Annotated in this window: 17 protein-coding genes and 2 tRNA genes; 12 read left to right on the top strand and 7 right to left on the bottom strand. The window is 44.5% G+C overall.

The features are described from left to right. Positions 1 to 72 precede the first annotated feature (72 nt). Positions 73 to 1,206, top strand: coding sequence for an exonuclease SbcCD subunit D (locus ACF8OV_RS21705; RefSeq protein WP_203504016.1), 1,134 nt, complete (start codon positions 73 to 75; stop codon positions 1,204 to 1,206). A 9-nt stretch (positions 1,207 to 1,215) separates the two neighbouring features. Then, positions 1,216 to 4,272, top strand: coding sequence for an AAA family ATPase (locus tag ACF8OV_RS21700; RefSeq protein WP_203504014.1), 3,057 nt, complete (start codon positions 1,216 to 1,218; stop codon positions 4,270 to 4,272). Positions 4,273 to 4,336: 64 nt separating this feature from the next. Here the strand turns inward: ACF8OV_RS21700 and ACF8OV_RS21695 are convergent, their stop codons facing one another. Beyond that, a complete protein-coding gene (locus ACF8OV_RS21695; protein ID WP_005480328.1) occupies positions 4,337 to 4,717 on the bottom strand; it encodes a cystatin domain-containing protein in 381 nt (126 codons plus the stop codon). A 408-nt stretch (positions 4,718 to 5,125) separates the two neighbouring features. Here ACF8OV_RS21695 and ACF8OV_RS21690 point away from each other — a divergent pair, with 408 nt between their 5' ends. The 3 genes from ACF8OV_RS21690 to ACF8OV_RS21680 are packed head-to-tail and all read left to right on the top strand — an operon-like array spanning position 5,126 to position 6,785. After that, positions 5,126 to 5,650 carry a shikimate kinase gene (locus tag ACF8OV_RS21690; protein WP_005480324.1) on the top strand — a complete coding sequence of 175 codons (525 nt, stop codon included), beginning with the start codon at positions 5,126 to 5,128 and terminating at the stop codon, positions 5,648 to 5,650. Positions 5,651 to 5,680: 30 nt separating this feature from the next. Further along, on the top strand, positions 5,681 to 6,208 hold the full coding sequence (locus ACF8OV_RS21685) for a histidine phosphatase family protein (RefSeq protein WP_025540494.1): 528 nt from the start codon (positions 5,681 to 5,683) through the stop codon (positions 6,206 to 6,208). Between the two features lie 55 nt (positions 6,209 to 6,263). Beyond that, positions 6,264 to 6,785 carry a lipocalin family protein gene (locus ACF8OV_RS21680; protein WP_024700673.1) on the top strand — a complete coding sequence of 174 codons (522 nt, stop codon included), beginning with the start codon at positions 6,264 to 6,266 and terminating at the stop codon, positions 6,783 to 6,785. Positions 6,786 to 6,803: 18 nt separating this feature from the next. Here ACF8OV_RS21680 and ACF8OV_RS21675 read toward each other — a convergent pair whose 3' ends face one another. Further along, positions 6,804 to 7,583: a helix-turn-helix domain-containing protein gene (locus ACF8OV_RS21675; protein ID WP_025509441.1), complete on the bottom strand. Its 780-nt coding sequence runs from the start codon at positions 7,581 to 7,583 to the stop codon at positions 6,804 to 6,806. A 139-nt stretch (positions 7,584 to 7,722) separates the two neighbouring features. Between ACF8OV_RS21675 and ACF8OV_RS21670 the strand changes: the two genes are divergently transcribed. After that, positions 7,723 to 8,868, top strand: coding sequence for a multidrug effflux MFS transporter (locus ACF8OV_RS21670; protein WP_317676256.1), 1,146 nt, complete (start codon positions 7,723 to 7,725; stop codon positions 8,866 to 8,868). 94 nt (positions 8,869 to 8,962) lie between these two features. Here ACF8OV_RS21670 and ACF8OV_RS21665 read toward each other — a convergent pair whose 3' ends face one another. The 5 genes from ACF8OV_RS21665 to ACF8OV_RS21645 all read right to left on the bottom strand — a co-directional run bounded on the left by ACF8OV_RS21665 (position 8,963) and on the right by ACF8OV_RS21645 (position 13,758). Beyond that, positions 8,963 to 9,958, bottom strand: a complete 996-nt coding sequence (locus tag ACF8OV_RS21665; protein ID WP_005498994.1) for a succinylglutamate desuccinylase/aspartoacylase family protein — start codon at positions 9,956 to 9,958, stop codon at positions 8,963 to 8,965. Between the two features lie 100 nt (positions 9,959 to 10,058). Continuing rightward, on the bottom strand, positions 10,059 to 11,591 hold the full coding sequence (yfcC, locus tag ACF8OV_RS21660) for a putative basic amino acid antiporter YfcC (protein WP_203504009.1): 1,533 nt from the start codon (positions 11,589 to 11,591) through the stop codon (positions 10,059 to 10,061). A 228-nt stretch (positions 11,592 to 11,819) separates the two neighbouring features. Further along, positions 11,820 to 12,137, bottom strand: coding sequence for a cytochrome c (locus tag ACF8OV_RS21655; RefSeq protein WP_025509443.1), 318 nt, complete (start codon positions 12,135 to 12,137; stop codon positions 11,820 to 11,822). Between the two features lie 77 nt (positions 12,138 to 12,214). Continuing rightward, a complete protein-coding gene (gene ltaE / locus ACF8OV_RS21650) occupies positions 12,215 to 13,219 on the bottom strand; it encodes a low-specificity L-threonine aldolase (protein WP_025551796.1) in 1,005 nt (334 codons plus the stop codon). Positions 13,220 to 13,242: 23 nt separating this feature from the next. Further along, entirely contained in the window at positions 13,243 to 13,758 is a 516-nt protein-coding gene (locus tag ACF8OV_RS21645; RefSeq protein ID WP_025521723.1) for an NUDIX hydrolase, read from the bottom strand. A gap of 269 nt (positions 13,759 to 14,027) precedes the next feature. Here ACF8OV_RS21645 and ACF8OV_RS21640 point away from each other — a divergent pair, with 269 nt between their 5' ends. The 6 genes from ACF8OV_RS21640 to dld all read left to right on the top strand — a co-directional run bounded on the left by ACF8OV_RS21640 (position 14,028) and on the right by dld (position 20,744). Then, the gene (locus ACF8OV_RS21640) at positions 14,028 to 15,689 is read left to right on the top strand and encodes an ATPase RavA domain-containing protein (protein WP_005480265.1); all 1,662 of its coding nucleotides are present in this window, start codon (positions 14,028 to 14,030) and stop codon (positions 15,687 to 15,689) included. Between the two features lie 9 nt (positions 15,690 to 15,698). Further along, entirely contained in the window at positions 15,699 to 17,153 is a 1,455-nt protein-coding gene (gene viaA / locus ACF8OV_RS21635; RefSeq protein WP_005463855.1) for an ATPase RavA stimulator ViaA, read from the top strand. 222 nt (positions 17,154 to 17,375) lie between these two features. Continuing rightward, a tRNA-Cys gene (locus ACF8OV_RS21630) sits at positions 17,376 to 17,449 on the top strand. A 3-nt stretch (positions 17,450 to 17,452) separates the two neighbouring features. After that, positions 17,453 to 17,528: transfer RNA gene (locus ACF8OV_RS21625), tRNA-Gly, on the top strand. A 221-nt stretch (positions 17,529 to 17,749) separates the two neighbouring features. Beyond that, positions 17,750 to 18,652: a LysR family transcriptional regulator gene (locus ACF8OV_RS21620; RefSeq protein ID WP_021486986.1), complete on the top strand. Its 903-nt coding sequence runs from the start codon at positions 17,750 to 17,752 to the stop codon at positions 18,650 to 18,652. Positions 18,653 to 19,037: 385 nt separating this feature from the next. Beyond that, on the top strand, positions 19,038 to 20,744 hold the full coding sequence (gene dld / locus ACF8OV_RS21615; protein WP_029826764.1) for a D-lactate dehydrogenase: 1,707 nt from the start codon (positions 19,038 to 19,040) through the stop codon (positions 20,742 to 20,744). Positions 20,745 to 20,748: the final 4 nt, after the last annotated feature.

Here is a 20,748-nt window from a genome sequence, read left to right as displayed (position 1 = left end):
AAGCTTACGAAGTCACGATATCCTAACGGGATAATAAGATAACGCCATGTTTGTGGCAGAAAGTGAATTCGAATGAAGTTTATCCACACCTCAGATTGGCATCTTGGCCGACAGTTTCACAATGTCTCTTTGCTTGAAGATCAGCAGGCAGTTCTTGAGCAACTTATCCAATATATTGAAAACAATCCGGTTGATGCTGTAATCGTTGCCGGAGATGTCTATGATCGCTCCGTTCCACCAACGATTGCTATCGAGTTGCTTAATCGAGTCGTAAAGCGAATCTGTGGTGAGCGCAATACTCCTATGATATTGATTTCAGGCAATCACGATGGCGCAGAGCGTTTGGGTTTTGGTTCTGAGCAAATGAAACGTTCGGGATTGCATATCATCAGCAACTTTGAAGATATGTTAACGCCAGTTGTGATTGAAACGAAAGCCGCTGGTCATGTCGCTTTCTATGGAATGCCATACAATGATCCTGAACAAGTACGTTATGTGTATAAAGAGCCGGTGTCGACACACGATGAAGCTCATAAACTGCTTGCCGAAAAAATTACAGAGCAGTTCCAATCTGAGCATCGAAATATTCTAATCAGTCATTGCTTCGTAGATGGTGCTATTGAATCTGAATCAGAGCGACCACTCTCTATCGGTGGCTCTGATCGAGTTAGCCACGAGCATTTTTTAAACTTCGATTATGTCGCGTTAGGTCATTTGCACCAACCTCAAAAGAAAGGTGAGGAGTACATTCGTTATTCTGGTTCGTTGATGAAGTACAGCTTCGGTGAACAAAATCAAAAGAAAGGCTTCACATTAGTTGAAATCGGCAAAGATGGCTTTATTGGGGCGGAACATATTGAGTTAACTGCGCCTCATGAAATGCGTATCGTTGAAGGCGAATTGGAACAAATTCTAGAGTGGGGCAAAACGGACCCGAAAAATGAAGATTATTTACTGGTGAGATTAATGGATAAACACGCCATTTTGAATCCGATGGAGAAACTTCGTACGGTTTACCCGAATGTTTTGCACCTAGAGAAGCCAGGAATGCTAATTGGTGTCGAGCAAGAAATGGCGCAAGCTAAGCTCGCTCGCAGTGAAATTGACATGTTCAAAGATTTCTTTGCTGAAGCACAGGATAGTGAATTATCCAATGAGCAAGAGCAAGCAATCAGCGACATCATTAAGCAACTTTCACAGCAGTAAGGGCCAAATATGAAACCAATCAAACTCACGATGCAAGCCTTTGGTCCGTTTGCGAAAACAGAAACTATTGATTTTGAAAAGCTTGGAAGTAATGCTTTATTTTTAATTAATGGACCTACTGGCTCAGGTAAAACCTCGATCTTAGACGCGATTTGCTTTGCGCTATATGGCGAAACCACTAGCAATGAACGTCAAGGGATCCAAATGCGCTGTGATTTAGCATCGCCACAGCTGCTAACCGAAGTAATTCTAGATTTCTCTTTGCATGGCAAAGTTTACCGAGTGACTCGCGCGCCGGAGCAAGAAGCTCCGAAAGCCCGTGGTGAGGGATTGACCGTTCGCAAACACACGGCGTCATTGTATGAATTGGGTGAGACAGAAAAACTCATCACCAGCAAAACGATCCAAGTTAAAACTGAGATCACTAATATTATTGGTTTGAACGAAACTCAGTTCCGTCAGGTTATGGTATTGCCTCAAGGTAAATTTCGCGAGCTGTTATTAGCAACGTCTAAAGAGCGTGAAGAGATCTTTGGCCAGTTGTTCGAAACGGATATCTACAAAAAGATTGAATACGCCTTAAAAGACAAAGCAAGCTCGATAAGCAAAGCAAAAGATGAGTTTGATAACCAAATTCGTGGCGCGCTTCAAGTTGCGGGAGTGACATCAGAAGCGGAATTAACAGAACAACGTGAAACGCTGTCTGTCCAATTCGCGTCAGCGCAAAAGCGAGAGCAGGAATCGCTTGCTCAGTTAAATGCCGTGAAAACAGAAATTCAGAGAGCTGAAACGTTAAGTAATGAATTTAAAAAGCGTGAACAAGCAGAAGCCGCGCTCCATCTGCACTTGCAACAAACTGAAACCATTTCGGCTCGCCAACTGCAGTTAGATAATGCGAAAAAGGCGAGTAGGATTGAACTGCCTTATATCACGCTGCAAAATGCCGCCCAGCAAGTTCAAGATTTAAACCAAAAGGTTACCGTTCTTTCTCAAGATTTAAAAGCCGCTGACGACGTCTTAAAAACGAAGGAACAAGCCTTCCAACAGGCAAAAGAACAAGCTAATCGGGTTCCTACGCTGACAGAGCAGCAATACCAACTTGAAAGTATGAAAAGCAAGTTGGTCGAGAAGGTTAAACTGGATAGTGCCATCGCTGCAGGACTTCAGCAGAAATCAGAATTTGAAGAAACGCTAAAAAAATACATAGTGTTTAGGGAAAAACTGACGCAAGACGCCCTGCAAGAGCAAAAAGTGTTGGAGCAAGCTCGCATTGATGTCGCAAGTATTGGTAGTGTGGATGCAGAGATCAAACAGCAGCAGCGTTTGATGTCGGATCTTCAAAAGTTAGGTAATTTAAATCAAGAGCTTTCAAAGTTAGATGCATTGACGTCAAGTAAACAAGCCTCGGTAACTCAAGCCAAGTCTTATTATGAAAACCTTCAACGTGAAGCGGATGCGTTAGAGCTCAGTTGGCATAATGCGCAAGCGGCAGTTCTTGCTCTTCGTTTACAAACTGGAGAGAAGTGTCCCGTTTGTGGTAGTACCGAACATCCTCAGCCTGCTCAATTTGTTGGTGATGAAGTCACAAAAGAGCAAGTTCAACAGGCTCGTCATCAGGAGCGTGAGGCTCAAATCACGCTGAACCAATTGAGCAACCAGTTGGAACAACACAATATTGCGATTGCTCAATACACGCAGCAAACTGAGCAAATGGTTTCGGAGTTGGGGCAGAACGCGAACCTAGAGCTGCAAGCATTACAGGCATCAATTCATCAACTCAATGAACGATTACAGCATTTGAACGCAATTAATATTGCTCAGCTTGAGCAAAGCGTGAACGAGTTGAATCAACGTTGTGTGGTTGGCGAAGGTAAGATCAACGATTTGCAAAACCAGATGGCTGCAAATGAATCGACGATTAAAGCAAATCAGCAGCAGTTAGCGAAATTGAGTGCGTCATTAGGTGATAAATACACATCACTAGAGCAACTAGAAAACGACTTGACTCAGATACACAAGCAAATTGTTGAGCTGAATAACGGCCTAGAATCTGAGCAAGCGCAGTTACAACAAGCTGTGCTGGCGAAATCAAATGTCGATAGTCAGTTGACGACTCACCAACAGTGGCTGTTGGAAGCGAATAGTAAACTGGAAAATGCTAAAACCGAATGGGAAAGCGCACTAAAAGCGAGTGCGTTTGCTGATGAAGCGCACTTCTTACAGAGTAAAGTGAGTGAACAACAAACTCAAACTTGGCAACAAGAAATAGATAACTTTAAGCAGAAAAAAATTCAGTTAGAACAAACTCTTGCGGATTTAAATCAAGTTTTGAAGGAGGTCGAGAAGCCTAATTTAGAAGCGCTTAACGGGAGTTTAAGCACTGCTCAACATTCGTATCTAGAAATTAGAAATCAGCTGGATAGCACGCGTTCACTGTTTGAAGGCTTGGAAAAAGTTCGCAATGAAATTTCTAATCTGCACGATAAAAACCGTAAATTAGAGGAAGAGTACAAAGTTTTCGGTACGCTTTATGATGTCGCCAGTGGTAAAACGGGCAGCCGTATCAGTTTACACCGATTTGTGTTGGGGGTTTTATTGGATGATGTGTTGATTCAAGCTTCTCAACGACTGAGTTTGATGAGCAAGGGTCGATATATTCTAGCGCGTAAAACAGAGGGTTTTAAAGGTGCTGCAGGGCGAGGACTTGATCTCGTGGTGGAAGACGGTTACACCGGAAAAATGCGTGATGTTGCAACGTTGTCGGGGGGAGAATCCTTCATGGCAGCTTTAGCTTTGGCATTAGGCTTGTCTGATGTCGTGCAATCTTACAGCGGTGGAATTCGTTTAGATACGTTATTCATCGACGAAGGCTTTGGTAGCTTGGACCCTGAATCTCTCGATCTGGCGATTCAAACATTGGTCGACTTGCAGCAAACGGGCCGCATGATTGGCGTAATTTCACACGTGTCTGAACTCAAAGAGCAGATGGCGTTGCGAATCGATGTTGAACCGTCTAGGTTTGGTTCTACCGTTTCGGTTAAATCTCAGATGCTAATATCTAAATAAAAATCAAATAGTTAAATGAAAACAAAAAAGCCCCTTTATGGGGCTTTTTTATCGACTCTGACACTTATTGTTCGCAGAAGTGACCTTCTTTTGGCGATTGAGTAATCGCGTACTCTCCGTCGAGATTACGATACACAATAGTGTTCCAAATCGAGCCATCATCCATTTCAAATTCAATTGCGTAGTTCACACCGCTCACTATTTGTGCATGAACTGTCAGAATTTGTTTGAATGACGAAAGAGTATCCATTTGTTTCAGGACAAAGGCCATTGCCTTTTGTGCATCAGGGGTAGCATCAAATTCGTTCCACCCACCTGGCATGTTTCCCTGTGTATTACATACATCTGCCGAGGCTGTTACATGTGTCGTCTCTTCTTGGTTTTTTGGTTGGCAACCAACAAGCAACCCCAAAATTGCACAAGTCGACACTGTTTTTAACATCATAACCATCACCTCTATTCATATCGGATCGTATTATAGTGGTGATGAAATCACGCCATTGTCTATGTTGTGCAAACTTTTGATATGCACAAAGTTAATTCGATGAGTAATTGGAGCGAGTTTACATAGAAAATAAGCACGATAAATCAAACACTCTGTTCTTGATAAATCAGTTTACAGTGTAAAAACTCGTGATGTTGTTGCCTACGAAGACTCAATTTACTCGAGAGTTGGGGCAGCGTTAAGCGCAATAAATTAAATGTAATATGAGTCATAGTTCACATGTTTGGCGTTTGAATTTCTTATCAATCATACAAAACACTACTATCACCGACCTGTAAAAATAAGCCGTAGTTTGACTAATTGCAGCGTTCTTCGTCAATTTGTTGCCAGCGCCATGGAGGGCGTTATATGAAAAGGATAAATGTCATTGGTAGTAGCGGCAGTGGTAAGTCTACTTTCGCAAAAGCCTTAGCTCAGAAGCTCGACGTTACACATATCGAAATGGACAAATTGTTTTGGAAAGCGGGCTGGCAAGAAAGCACCGACCATGAGTTTTTCAGCAACTTAAAAACGGCCCTCACGCAAAGCGAATGGGTTTTGGATGGAAACTATTCTCGAACTGAAAGCATAAAGTGGCAAGACGTCGACACGATAATTTGGTTGGACTATTCAAGAACGGTGACGTTTTACCGAGCGATCAAACGTGCACTCACTCGTATTTACACAGAGCAAGAGCTGTGGGAAGGGACTGGTAACAGAGAAAGTCTGTATCGACTGTTCACAAAAGACTCCATCGTATTATGGTCTATTAAAAACTACGCAAAACGACGACGAAAATATCTTCAACTGAAACGTGAATTGAGCGGCTCACCCATTCAATTTGTTCATTTGACTAACCCGAAAAAAGCACAAGCTTATCTCGAAAAACTATAAAATAAGTAAAAGCTAAGAGAAAACAAATAGATGGAAATTATTTTTGTGCGACATGGCGTGCCAGATTTTTCATTAGCTGATGAAAGATGCATGACGCAGTTAGAGAAAGATTACGCTCCATTAGATCGAGCGTATTTATCGGAACTTCATCAAAAGCTTACCAACGCCGTATTCGATGATGCGCAGGCTATTATTTGTTCACCATATACGAGAGCGCTCCAAACAGCGGAGATCCTTAACCGTCGTCATGGATTTGAATTGTTTGTCGAACACGATCTGAGAGAGTGGCGGGCGGATACTTCTGGTGGTTATATTTCGTTGGCTGAGCGAGACCGGCGTTGGCACGAATATCGCGAGTTGCTAAAACTAAGACTGCCGATGAGCGACGAGCGCTATGAGCATGTGACGGCGTTAAAAGCACGAACGATGGCGGTTTTGGAAAGGTACAGACAATATGACAAAGTTATTGTCGTCAGTCATTTCAATGTTTTTGAAGCTTTGCAAGGTTATCAGGAACAAGGGTTGGCTTGCGGAGATTCTAAAATCTTTCGTCTGTGATCGATTTTCAATCTTATAGAGTAAAATCAATGAGTAATCGCTATTGGAGTTAAAAATGAAATCTATAAAAGCATGGATGTTGTTATGTTTGATCGCGATGTTTGGTTGTACGTCAAAACCAGATGATGTTGAGCCTGTAAACAACTTTGCACTCCAACCATACCTCGGTAAATGGTATGAAATAGCTCGACTGGATCATTCCTTTGAGCGCGGCCTCTCTAACGTTACGGCTGAATACGAATTGCGTGAAGACGGTGGTGTCACGGTTATCAACCGTGGTTATTCGCAAGAAAATAAAAAGTGGACACAAGCCGAAGGCCAAGCGTATTTCGTTGGAGATGAAAACATCGGCCATCTTAAAGTTTCATTTTTTGGCCCGTTCTATTCCTCGTACATTGTGTTCGAGCTAGGAGAAAACTATGAGTATGCCTTTATCTCAGGTTTTAACCATGATTACTTGTGGCTACTTTCTCGGAAACCAAATGTCGATAAGGCGACGGTGGAGCGATTTAAGCGAGTCGCCAAAGAGAAAGGCTTTGCGCTAGATGAGTTGATCCTGGTCGATCAAAAACAGTAAATTGTCCAACTGCTGACCTTACAGTAAGGTTCGATGCTTCATAAAGCTCAGTGGTGTTTGTCCCGTTTGTTTTTTAAAGAACGCAATGAATGCGCTGTCTGATGAAAACTCTAAGCAATGGGCAACATCACTGACTTGTCTCTCCTCACACAACAGCTCTATTGCCTTTAACAATCGCCATTGCTGGCGCCAATCTTGATAAGACATGCCTGTTTCGGACTTAAACAGTCTTGTAATTGTCTTACCGCTTGCCCCGATTGTTTTCGATAAATGGTTGAGATCAGGAGCAATGAATCCGTCTTTTGTCATCGCGTTTCGAAATGAAGCCAAACGACGATCCGATGGCAATGGTAAAGTGAGCTCGAATTGCTTCGCTTGATAAAACTCTTCCCAAAACAATATGGTTGTCGCATTTGTTTTGGTTTGTTCTATGTCCCACTCCCACAAAGCCATTTTATTGATCAGTGCTTTTAGGAGATCGTTAACTTCAATCATTACGATGCTTTTCGGGCAAGAAAACTTGTCACAATCGAAATAAACAGAACGATACGCCACAACATTCGTCATTACGGCGCGATGTGGAGTATGAGGTGGGATCCACACTGCTTTGGTTGGCGGCAAAATACAAATGGAATCATTTAGGGCAAACGTCATGCATCCTTGTGGCGCGTAAAGTAACTGACCTTTATGGTGCTGATGCATCCCTGAGTCGTGTTTACCAACATCTGCAGCAATGCCGACCACGTTGGCTGTGAGCTTGTCTGCATCAAACTGAGAGTTTTCTTCAATAAGTGCCATTTGTCCGAATTTTGATGTTTTTGGTCTTAATGGTGTTAATGGGTAGAGCATAACGCCTTCTATACTGCGCGCCAAGTTAAGTTTGTTACCCACTTAAGCTTCTGAATTCATCAGGTCGAAGTGGGATAGAGAGGCAAAAATGAAAACGAAACCTTCTATTGGATTAATGGTTGTGATGCTGATGTTTCCACAAATTGTAGAGACGATTTACAGCCCTGTACTTGGTGATATTGCACAGTCATTCTCAATCACCTATTCGCAAGCAGCGCAAACCCTATCGATCTACTTTACAGCATTTGCAATCGGAGTCGTGGTTTGGGGTCTATTAGCAGATAAATGGGGAAGACGTCCAACCATGCTAGTTGGCTTGCTCGTTTATGGGCTTTCTGCATTGGTTGCGATGCAAACTGACCGCTTTGATGTGGTCATGTTGGCTCGAGCGTTGAGCGCCTTTGGTATTGCGGTGGGTTCTGTGGTGACGCAAACCATGTTGCGGGACAGTTTTTCTGGCGAAGAATTGGGTAAAGTATTCGGCGTAATGGGAATAGGAATTTCTGTCAGTCCGGTGATTGGCATGTTGCTCGGCGGCCAATTAACCGCATTGGGCGGCCAATTAACCGCATTGGGCGGCTATCAAACCGTCTTTTTTACACTGTTTTTCATGGCATTAGGCTTGTTTGTTTACAACGCTTTCAAACTGCCAGAGACACAAATTCAGAAACAGCCTTTGAATATTGGTTCACTTCTGGGACGAATGCTGAGAGATGCGCAAATCTGGCAATCGACGTTATTAGTTGCGCTCTACAATATCGCATTGTTTTCTTACTACCAATTAGGTGCTTTCACATTTGAGGCGTTAGGTTTTAGCTCATCGGAGTTTGGATACAGTGGCGTTGTACTTGGCTTAGGTACATTTGTCGGCAGCTTGTTGAATAAATTTTTGTTGGGTAAAGGACGAACGCAAACATCTTTGTTGTGGATCGCATCGATACTGTTGTTGGCTGGTGGGTTTGGTGTCTTTTGGGCTCAAACATCTATTTGGTTTTTAGTTCCAATGTTATTGGTCGTGATGGCGTTTGGCATTGCGATACCTAATGTACTAAGCGCTGCTTTGGTGGATTATAAACAGCAAGCGGGCAGTGCTGGCGCAGTATTTGGGCTGATGTACTACTTACTGATTGGGTCGGGGCTTGGATTGGCAGGAATAATTCAAAACCTAGGTGTAGTACAGACAAGTTGTGCAGTAACCGTATTGTTAGTGACAATGTCACGAATGAAGAAATAGATTTTATTCGTAAAAAGCCCCGCTAAATGAGCGGGGCTTTTTGTTGCAAATTGACCTATCCGAAAAAGTGCTTTCAAATAGCGAACAACTAGGGCTATTTGATTAGGCGAACAACCAATGAACCAGGAGCCCTGATCGACTCAATGTTGTGACTTAATACCGTGCCACTAGTCGGTGCCATGTAGCGCTGAATTTCGTCACCAAAGCTATCGTATTGAATCGCAAGCAATTGACCTTGTTCAACGGTATCCATCATTTTCACTTGTGGTAGAACGAAGCCACCAAACTCGGCTCGAATACTGATGATCTCGTTACCTTCAAGGCAAGGGATGACTGGCGAAGCTTCACCAGAAATCACTTCGTGGCGTTTTAGCACGTTAAAAATCCCCGCAACCGTACGATCAATCAGCGCTTGCTCAGTGTAACGCCCCATGCCCACTTCGATAGTAATGCTTGGAATGCCGCTGTTGTTCCACACGGTTTCTAAAACACCTGCGTCCCCCGGATCGTTTAAGATAGCGTCTGGGTTAATTGAGCGAGCCATTTCTAACGATTGTTCGATACGGAAATCGGCAAACACATACAATGGGTAAGCGGCACCACTGGTTTGGGTGTGCAGATCAATCGCAAGCTCTGCATTTGGCTTAAGCAGATTGTTCCATAATGCAAACAGGTAGCGATTGGCCTCATTGCCGTTTGCGTCGCCTGGGAAAAAGCGGTTTAGGTTTGCTGGTGAGGCATCAGGATCAGCGGAGTAAAAATCGCGGCTGTGGTTCAACATACCCGTTAAGTTGATGGTTGGAACAACAGTGACAGTGCCCGCTAGTTCTTTGCCGATTAGCTCTCGAGCTGTTTTTTGCGCGGCAAGAACGCCGTTGTATTCATCGCCATGAACACCGGCAGTGATCATAATCTTCTTGCCCGGCTTGTCGCCTTTGAATACCAATACTGGTAGGTGTTGCCACTGAGATAGGGCATTGGTTGCAATGCGGAACCAGAATTTATGCTCGCCAGCAGGCAAGTCAGTTACGTCGAGAGATTGAATGACTTGATGACCTTGAATTACGTCATCCAGAAATTGTGTTGCCATTAAAGTTGTCACTCCAAAACATCGTTTTGATGCTTATTTGCCATTTGGCTTGAATCAAAAAAGGCGAGAACTTGTCTCGCCTTCTTATCTGTTAATCAGTTTACGCAAAACCCATCACGTGAGCTGCGACGACGACAATGCTCGATAGGGTAAAGAGTAATAGCATAAAGCGCCAGCAGAATTTCGCCCAGTCACCCCAGTCGATACGACACACGCCAAGCGTTGCCATTAGGGACGCAGAAGTAGGGACTATCACGTTAGTGAAACCATCACCCAGTTGGAATGCCAGAACCGCTACCTGACGAGTTACGCCAGCGATGTCTGCAAGAGGAGACAACAGAGGCATCGTAAGTGCTGCTTGGCCAGAACCCGAGGTCACGAAGAAGTTGAAGATGGATTGGAACACATACATCAACCAAGCTGCGGCAACATCAGGAAGGCCGCTGATCACGCCGCCTGCGCTGTTCAAAATCGAGTTCAGTACGCTTGCTTCATCGGTAGTACCACCACCTAGAATAAGCAATACACCTTTCGCACAGCCAACCAAAAGAGCAGGAGCTAGCATGATTGCTGCGCCTTCTTTGAATGCGTCCGCCGCACAGTTAAGGGTCATGCCGTTTAGGCGGAAGATCGTACCGATAATGGCAACCACAAAGCCCATTGTGAAGAACTGAGAAGCGATTTCTGGGATGTACCATGCTTTGGCTACTACGCCCCAAACCACCCAAATCGTTGTTGCGATAACCGTTAGAATAACGAGCGTGTCTCCGAAGTTCCAACGAGAGTCGTGGCTACCTAGTTCTTTCTGACGGAAGTATTTATCCGTACGGCGGCTGTAAGAGTACTCAGGATTTGCTTTGATGCGAGACGCATAAACCATCGTAAAGGCGATACCGATGAGTGTAAAACCAACCCAAAGTGCCATACGAACCGTCATGCCCGATAGTACAGGAATACCAGCAATACCTTGTGCAATCGCAACCGAGAATGGGTTCATCCAAGATGTCGCAAAACCAATCTGAGTCGCAACGTAAGTCACCATTACGGTCGTAATGCCGTCATAACCTAGGCGAACCATCAATGGAGCGATGATGATGGCGAACGCCACCGCCTCTTCACCCATCCCAAAGACAGCGCCGCCCAAAGAGAACAGCAAGAACAGAACAGGAATGAAGAGCGCTTCGTTACCTTTGGTTTTGTCGATCAGACGAAGGATACCGTTGTCGATAGTGCCCGTGCGCATCACGACACCAAAAGCGCCGCCGATCACAAGCATAAACATGATAACGCCGATTGCGCTGCCCCATTTTGAACCTGAAACCAGACCTTCAAATGGGAAGTTCATCAAGCCGATACCGCCGCCAGAAGCGAAGAGACCCACTTTGTTGTAAACCAGCTCGCCGTTTTCGTCGGTTGCGTACGAGAAAGAAGACGGATCAATAACAGTACGTGTTTTTTCCGCACCATCTACCACGTAAGACACCTGTTGGCTATCAAAGTGACCAGCAGGAATTAGATAGGTAAGAATCGCAGCAAAGATACCAACAAAAAAGATTAAAATGAGAGTGTCAGGCATCTGCCATGATTGCTTTGTTGCAGCCGATTCCGATGGCTGCGCATGTGTGTGAGACATAACTTACTTCACGTCGAATCAAACAAAGCATGAAATATCGATAAAGTAGAATAAAAAGTCAATATTAATGCCTGTAGTGAACTATAAATTCATCAAATATTTGATCTAAAGTGTGTTTGATTGATTTGTGTTCATTTGTTGGTGGAATGTGTTGTTGGTTTTATATTCAGGAAAATAAATAGGCTCGTACTGCTGACGAGCCTTTTCTCACTCATTAATGCATACCGTTTAGTCGCCTGATTGCTCGGAAAAAAATGCAGCAACATCGCGGAGATCTTCATCGTTCAGCATACGTAACTGCGCTTTCATCATCTCTGCCAGAGGCCCGGTTCGCAAGCCATCCTGATAGGCTTTCATCGAGTCATACAAGTATTTAGGGCTTTGACCTGCTAGGTTCGGATAGGCGTCATTACTGCTTAGTCCATTTGTGCCGTGGCAATATACGCAGCTTGGGGCTTTAACTTTGCCTTTCTCAGCATCGCCAAAAGGATTGGCATAGACGGTGGAAGTAAAAATGAGAGACGTTAAAAGGAGGGTTCTTAGCATTATGGATTCTCGATTTAGCGATAATTGACCGTAGAATAAAGCTTCCCCCAAGGGGAAGCTCAATGATCAAAATCAATCTAAAGCAGAGATTTAAGGCTCGATAGGAAGGTTTGAATATCTTCAGCAGAGATGTCTTTGTGAGTGACAAAGCGAATTGGGTTTCCTGGGCTGATGATGATGTTTTGTTGCTTTAGTTGCTCCGCGATGCTTTGGATATCGACTTTAGCATCCAACTTAGCAAACACAATGTTGGTTTGAACGAAGTCAGGATTTACCGAGAAACCCGGTAGTTCAGCTAAACCTTCCGCCAATGCTTTTGCATTGATGTGATCTTGCTTTAACTGCGCGACTTGTTCCGTGATCGCCAGTTTACCTGCTGCCGCTAGAATGCCTGCCTGACGCATTCCGCCACCGACCATCTTTCTTAAACGGCGAGCTTTCGCGATGTATTCCTTGCTGCCAAGCAGCAGTGAACCAACGGGTGCGGCAAGACCTTTAGATAAACAAATCGTCATGGAATCAAAGTACTGACCAATCTCCTTGACGGGAACATCAAGCGCAACGGCTGCGTTAAACACACGAGCACCGTCGAGATGCAGTTTCAGATTGTGTTTATTAACGAATTCACGAGCTTCCGCTAAGTAAGACAGTGGGATCACTTTACCGTTGATGGTGTTTTCTAAACTTAGCAGACGAGTACGAGCAAAGTGCGCGTCATCAGGTTTAATTGCCGCCTCTAATTTGTCAAATGGCAACGTGCCATCTGGATTGTTTTCTATTGGTTGAGGCTGGATAGAACCCAGTACCGCTGCGCCACCTGCTTCATATTTGTAATTGTGCGCTTGCTGGCCGCATAAATATTCATCGCCACGCTCACAGTGCGCCATTAATCCTAAAAGGTTTGCTTGTGTGCCAGAAGTGGTAAACAACGCTGCCTCAAATCCTGCTAATTCAGCCGCGAATTGCTCTAGCTCGTTTACGGTAGGATCGTCACCATAAACATCATCGCCAACAGGGGCGCTGAACATTACTTCGCGCATAGCTTGGGTGGGTTGAGTCACTGTGTCTGAACGAAAATCCATGAATATCTCCTTGGTCCAAATTCCTAAATGTATCCGCAAAGGCGAGCTTTGCTTAAGCAAGCGATAGTTTTGGCATCGGTAATGGTGCCATCAATAATTTTTTCTTCGAGCTGTTTCCGTGACAATGTCACGACTTCAATCACTTCATCGTCGTCACACTCGTAGCGATTGGTTTTGGCTAAGTGTTCGGCGACAAACAAATACTGAATTTCATCACAAAATCCAGCAAGCGGTGTCACTTGGCCGAGTGGGGTAAATTTATCTGCGCTGAAGCCGGTTTCTTCTTCCAACTCACGTTGCGCGCAGCAGAGCGGGTCTTCGTCGCCTTCGCGAGTCCCTGCTGGTAACTCCAGAAGCCATTTATTGAGAGAAGGTCGAAACTGATTCACTAAGACGATATCGCCATTGGCAGCGATTGGCAGTATTACAGCAGCGCCTGGATGGTGAATGGTGGTGTGTGAAATGACTTGACCAGTAGGAAGCTGAACGTCTTCTTCAACCAAAGAAATTTGCTTCCATTTATGAATTGTTTTGCTCATGCAGTTGTAAACCCTAGCAATGACCGCAATTTGACGTTTTTGAACATTAACCACAAACGCTGGGAAACAAAAGCAAAAACTGTTGCAAGGCCACGAAAGCGTTTGCACTTTCAGTGAGCTATATCTCATAAATGGAAACTTTGATTGCTCAGCAAAGAGAGAGATAAGCATCTGTTATAAGGGTGATTCGAACAAATTACACTTGTAACAAAGTGATAACAAATGTATAAAAATAAATACACAGCATCAGTTCAGCAGCCGGAGTACGTATGATCCAACCTTCTTTTGCATCCAATGCCGAAAAAGCACTACTTTCCGAGCGTATTAACAAGCTTGCAAAAGCGTTAACTGATGGCGTTTATGAACGCGAACACACCATCAAACTCTGTCTCCTTGCCGCTTTGGCTGGGGAGAGCGTCTTTCTTTTAGGTCCTCCAGGTATTGCAAAGAGTCTTATTGCAAAGCGTCTTATCCAAGCTTTTGATAACAGCAGTTACTTTGAATACTTGATGACTCGATTCTCGACACCAGAAGAAGTGTTTGGTCCTTTGAGTATTCAAGAGTTGAAGGACAACGGCCGTTATGTCCGACTCACCAAAGGTTACCTACCTACAGCGCAAGTCGTTTTCCTTGATGAGATTTGGAAAGCGGGCCCTGCGATTCTGAACACTCTGTTGACCGTCGTGAACGAAAAAACATTCAAAAATGGCAGTGACATTGAACGTGTTCCAATGCGTTTGCTGGTTTCTGCTTCCAACGAATTACCAGATGAAGACAGCGGCCTAGACGCACTGTACGACCGAATGCTCGTACGTGTGTTCGTAAACCGAATTCAGAATAAGCAAAACTTCAAATCCATGCTGACCGTTGGCACATCGCAAGAAGCGCAAATTCCGGAAGGTTTGGCGATTACCGATGAAGAGTATCACCAGTGGCAGCAACAACTCGACAAACTGACACTCACCGACAATGCATTTGAAAAGTTGTTCCAGCTAAAAACGATGTTGGAAACCAAAGTGGAAGCACAATTTGGCGACGCAGCACATACCGACATGTACGTGTCTGACCGTCGCTGGAAAAAGGCGGTGAAGTTACTGAAAGCGAGCGCTTTCTTTAATGGTCGTGATGAAATTAATCCTCTTGATCTGTTGTTATTGCAAGACTGTCTCTGGAATAGCCCTGAGTCGCGTGATGTCGTGCGTGAAGTGGTACAAGAATTCGCGCTCAAGCACGCTTTTGACCAACAAGACGCAGAGCAGGAAATCGAGTACTGCCGCGAGTCTTTGATTGATGTTCAGCATGAGCTAGAAGATACCTACCGTATGACGCTGACCTCTGAAGCAGCAACCGGTATTTTGCGCAAAGAAACCATGCGTTTCGATACTTCGAAGGCGAAAACCTACAAAGTGGGTGCGGCCGTTAACCTAGTGAAGTTGGTTATCTTGCAAAGCAACATGTCGGTATCGGAATCGGAAAAAGGCGATAGCCGTTGGGTTTATGTACCGAAAGATGAACTGGACCGTGTGATCAAAGATGGCCAAGGTGATGTGTACGGTTACGTAAACCAAAACACCAATATGTGTCGTCTGCGTTTTGATGTGGATGCGGCGAACAACTTGGTGATCCGCGATATTGCTAACCGCGGTATTTTGGTGAGCTTGGTAACGCAACAAGGTTTGGACATTGAGCTGTACCAAAAATGGTTGTCGCAAAGCGAAAAAGCCGTAAACCAACTGAGTGAAGCAGAGCACCACATGCGTAAAGTCAAAGCGAACTTTCATGATGCACTGCCACACAGTTTTGTGGATCCTGAATTACCACGTCTTATGGAGTCGAGTCTGCAACAGGTGAGCCAACGACTTGAGTCTATCCAAGGTGAAAGCGAGAAGATCATTCAACGCTTTAAAAACTTACATCAGTTTTTCTCTTAAGGAGACGACATGTTAGGTGCAGACGGACTCAACTTGGCGCTGATGGTGGCGGACTCAGGCATCATCGACAGTGCTGTAAACGATTTGATGGCTCGCTCTCAAGTCATGATGATGGCAGAAAACCGAGGTGTAAAATCGTCGGTGAAAAACCATTTGTTAAAATGGCGCGGCAACGTAAAGAAACGCATCACCAAAGTATGTGAGACGGAGCGTTTCCAACAAGAGCTCGCTTTATATCAAGAAGTGATTCACTGGGATGAAGACGAGTTTTTTGAGCGCATAGAGGATGTGATCAAAAAGCTTGAGTGGCACTCCGCGTTTTATATGCAAGCACGCCGCATGATGGAGAAAAACAAAGGGGTTAATAACCCGATGTTCCCGCATTACTTCTGTGACCAATGGTATCAAAGCCTTGCTGATGCGATTAAACAGGCGCAAGTAAGTGAGTTAGAAGCCAACAAAGAGAAAGTTCTTAACGATCTGTATCAACGTATGGAAACCATGCGCAATATGGATAAAGTGACGGAATCTGGCGACGCTGAAAGCGTAGGGCGCTTGTGGGATATGGCTTCGGCAAAACTCAGCAAAACCGATTTAACGGTGATGAAGCGCCATGCAGAGTTTTTGAAAAAGCACAAAGGCTTGCAAGAAATCGCAGAACAGCTTGGCCGTATGGCTGGGCAAGTGAATGATCCTGACTTAAACCGTGCACCAGCGGAAGAGCTGCAAATGGTTGAAGAAAAAAGCGACGAAGCGACTGATGATATCGTCGGTATCCATGAAAGTGATGATCTCAACAAGCTGCTGCCAAACGAGACCATGTTTTTGGCCTACCCAGAGCTAGAAGTCGTGTTCTACAAGCATCTGGTCGACAAGCGTTTGATGAACTATCGCACGCAAGGTAAATCTCGCACTTTACGTAAAGTCAAAGCGCATCGTCCAGACAACAAAGCTGTGGATATCGAAAAAGGGCCGTTCATCGTCTGTGTGGATGCCTCTGGCTCGATGAGTGGTTTCCCTGAGCAGTGCGCAAAAGCGATGGCGTATGCGTTAATGCAGATTGCACTGGCCGAACAGCGCGATTGTTACGTGATCATTTTCTCTACTGAACACATTACCTATGAGCTCACCAAACAAGATGGTTTGCGTGAGGCGGCGGATTTCTTAACGTACAGTTTCCATGGTGGTACAGATTTGGAGCCAACGCTTATCAAATCCATCGATTTGATGAGTGGAGATAAATACAAAAACGCCGACATGGTGGTAATTTCTGATTTTATTGCGCCAAAACAGCAAGATGAGTTGTTGGCAAAAGTGGATGCGCTTAAAGCGAAGAAAAACCGCTTCCATGCGATCAGTTTATCTAAGTACGGAAACCCTGCGTTAATGTCGATGTTTGATCATACTTGGTCTTACCATCCAAACGTTGTGGGACGTTTACTCAAGCGTGTAAGTAACGGTTGATGACCTAAAGCGGCGAATTCGCCGCTTTATTTTTAGTTCGTTTACCGGATGAAAGTGTTTGGGGCAGAATCAATAAATACGCAATTGGATCGAATTTTCATCTGATTGATTTAAAAAAAAGCAAACAAACAGAAAATGAAAGATTTTTGTTTGACTATCTTTTCTGAATCCGTAAAGTAGCAACCAACGCAACGGGGGAGACTTCTTAAAGCGTTAAAGAAAGGCGCGTTGGCAGAGTGGCTATGCAGCGGATTGCAAATCCGTGGACCTCGGTTCGACTCCGGGACGCGCCTCCATTTGCGACACTAGCTCAGTTGGTAGAGCGCAACCTTGCCAAGGTTGAGGTCACGAGTTCGAACCTCGTGTGTCGCTCCAAATTGTTCAGATATGGCAATTGCGGTATCTCGATGCTTAAAGCATTAACTTAAAACCAGCGGAAGCTGGTTTTTTTGTATCTGAATATCCGAAAACAGATCCTATTCTTATTTCTCTCTCGTGATTTGTAGGTCTCACCATTGGTAACTGTGACCCTACATTTAGCGCCTCGGCTGATATCGGTTTACAATATCGGCCTCTAAAGGATTTGACGAAGACGCATGAGAAACACCGACGATTACATCATTTTTTACCATTTGGTCGAACAAGGCTCCTTCAGCAGTGCGGCAAGGCACATGGAGCTCACTAAATCGGTGGTTAGTAAACGTATTGCGAAGTTGGAGCAAGAATTAGGTGTTCAGCTTCTTTATCGCACGACGAGAACGCTGACGTTGACAGAGGCGGGGCAATCCTTCTTTGTGCACGCTAAAGCGGTTTATCAAGCTGTTGCTACAGCCGAAGAATCGATCGTTGGATTGGGGAAGAACCTGTCTGGCAACATTAAGATCACGGTACCTACCATTTCTGGTGAGTTGATTCTTCCGGGTGTGATTTCGGAGTTCAATGACAAGTATCCTGACATCAATATCGATATGGAACTTGATAATCGATTTGTCGATATCGTCAATGAGCGTTTCGATCTAGCCATTCGTACTGGCATGTTGCCAGATTCTAGCCTTATTGCCAGAAAGCTGGTGGATGCAAACTGGGTGGTGTGTGCGTCTCCCAAGTATCTTGCCAAGCATGGCATTCCAAAGCTGCCGAGCGAACTTACTAAGCATAACTGTTTGGTTTACTCCTATCAGGAGACTGGCGCGCGTGAGTGGGCGTTTAAATCCGACGATAAGACGTACCAAGTTACCGTTGATGGCAACTTATGCACCAACAACTCTTCCGCGTTACGAAATGTCGCGCTGTTAGGGCAAGGTGTTATCTACGTACCTCGTGTATTGGTGTATGAAGATTTAAAGCAGGGCAGCTTGATCCAGTTGTTCAAAGAAGAAACGGCGAAATGCTTGGGTATCTACGCTGTCTACCCATACACAAGGCAGCAACCCGAGAAGATTAAGATCTTCATTGATCACCTATACAACAGCTTCCAAAGTCAAAATCATCGATTTTAAATCAAGTCTACAACGCCATTGGTTACTTTGGTGTTGTGGTTTTGTTTCCAGTTTTTCTCATAAATAATTCATCCAATTTAGCCACTTACACGGTGTTACTCCCTCATCACTTACTTTGATAACAAGATGTTGCGCACACCTGTTAAAGAATAGTTTTGTTATTGTTTCTTTTTGGAAACGATCTGTTTCTTTCGTTCTAACGTCGGTTTGTGAGCGCTAAGTTACAGAAAAACAACAGATTAATTACGCTATGTGAGTGCTGGTTAAGGTTTGTACGCTTGACCTTGATGGACGCAGGGAAATTGACTGCTTATAGTGAGCCAAACTCAAATCCACACCGTGTCTGGTTGGATGTGAGTGATGCAAAATAACTAGAGATACGGATATGAAACAAAAGCAGCTGATAGAAGAATTTAAAACGATAGTCGGGGAAGAGAATGTCCTGACCGATCAGGTTAAAACCAAATACTACCGCTCAGGTTTTCGCTCTGGTAGTGGTACAGCGCTTGCCGTCGTGTTTCCTAACACTTTGTTAGAACAATGGAAGATCATTAAACAGTGTGTCGAGGCGAATTGCATCATCATCATGCAGGCTGCGAAAACAGGTCTCACAGAAGGCTCTGCACCAAGTGGTAACGACTATGACCGCGATGTCGTGGTGATCAACATTACCAAAATCAAAAAAATTCACCTGCTGGATGGTGGCAAACAGGCGGTGTGCTTACCCGGTGCAAGTTTACACTCACTAGAAAAAGAACTCAGAGCCGTTAACCGCGCGCCGCATTCTATTATTGGATCTTCATCGCTAGGTGCGACAGTTGTCGGTGGCATTGCCAATAACTCAGGCGGTGCGTTAGTGAAACGCGGCCCGGCGTATACTGAGCTTGCCATCTACGCGCAGGTCGATAAGCAGGGCAACCTCCATCTGGTTAACCATCTTGGTATTGATGGCTTGGGTGAGACGCCGGAAGAAATTCTTCACAATCTGCAAGAAGGTAATTTCGACCCAAGCAAGATCGTTCACGATGATCGCATGGCATCAGACAAAGAATATGATGAACGAGTTCGTGACGTAACATCTGACATCCCTTCACGTTTTAATGCTGACGAGCGTCGCTTGTTTGAAGCGAGCGGCTGTGCGGGCAAATTGGGCGTGTTTGCAGTGCGTGTTGATAGCTACCCAGTGCCAAGCAAAGAGCAAGTGTTTTACTTGGGTACGAACGACGCAAACAAGTTAACCAAATTGAGAAAAGATTTTCTGACTCAATTCGATAACCTGCCAGAAATGGGAGAGTATCTGCATCGCGATATCTTCAATATGGCAGAGAAATACGGCAAAGACGTGTTTTTATCGATCGACTTATTGGGTACGGACAAACTGCCTAAGATGTTCGCATTGAAAGCAAAAGTAGAGAACTTTTTAGAGCGAGTGCCATTTGTCAGCAAATATTTGCCAGACACCATTTTGTACTACGCAAGCAAATTGTTCCCGCAGCATTTGCCTGAGCGAATGTTAGAATTCCGCGATAAATACGAGCACCACTTAGTGCTAAAAATGAGTGATAGCGGAATTGAAGAGGCACAAAAATACCTGAAAGAAGTATGGGCTGTTGAAGATGACTGCGATTTCTTCGAATGTACGCCAGATGAAGGTAAAAAAGCTTACTTACATCGTTTTGCGGCGGCTGGGGCTGCGATTCGCTACGAAACGATTCATCGCAACGAGGTTGAAGACATTGTTGCGCTCGATATCGCATTGCGTAGAAATGATGAAGAGTGGTTGGAAACTTTGCCTAAAGAGGTGAGCAAAAATCTGGTTCAGTCGCTCTATTACGGGCACTTCATGTGTTACGTCTTCCATCAGGATTACATCTTCAAAAAAGGTACAGATACCAAATTGATGAAGAAGCTGATGTTAGAGCACCTTAATAGTCGCGGTGCAAAATATCCAGCTGAGCACAATGTGGGTCATTTGTACGAAGCAGAAAACTCATTACAGAAGTTCTACCACGAGCTTGATCCAACCAATACCTTTAACCCGGGTATCGGTAAAATGGACAAATATAAGCGCAACTGTAACTGCTGTGCTTAAGCCC

It is taken from the genome of Vibrio sp. GLN_1, from assembly GCF_043106015.1.
Lineage (GTDB): Bacteria > Pseudomonadota > Gammaproteobacteria > Enterobacterales > Vibrionaceae > Vibrio > Vibrio parahaemolyticus.
The sequence above is the reverse complement of the archived record's forward strand: the minus strand, read 5'-3'. Positions and strand labels throughout refer to the sequence as shown.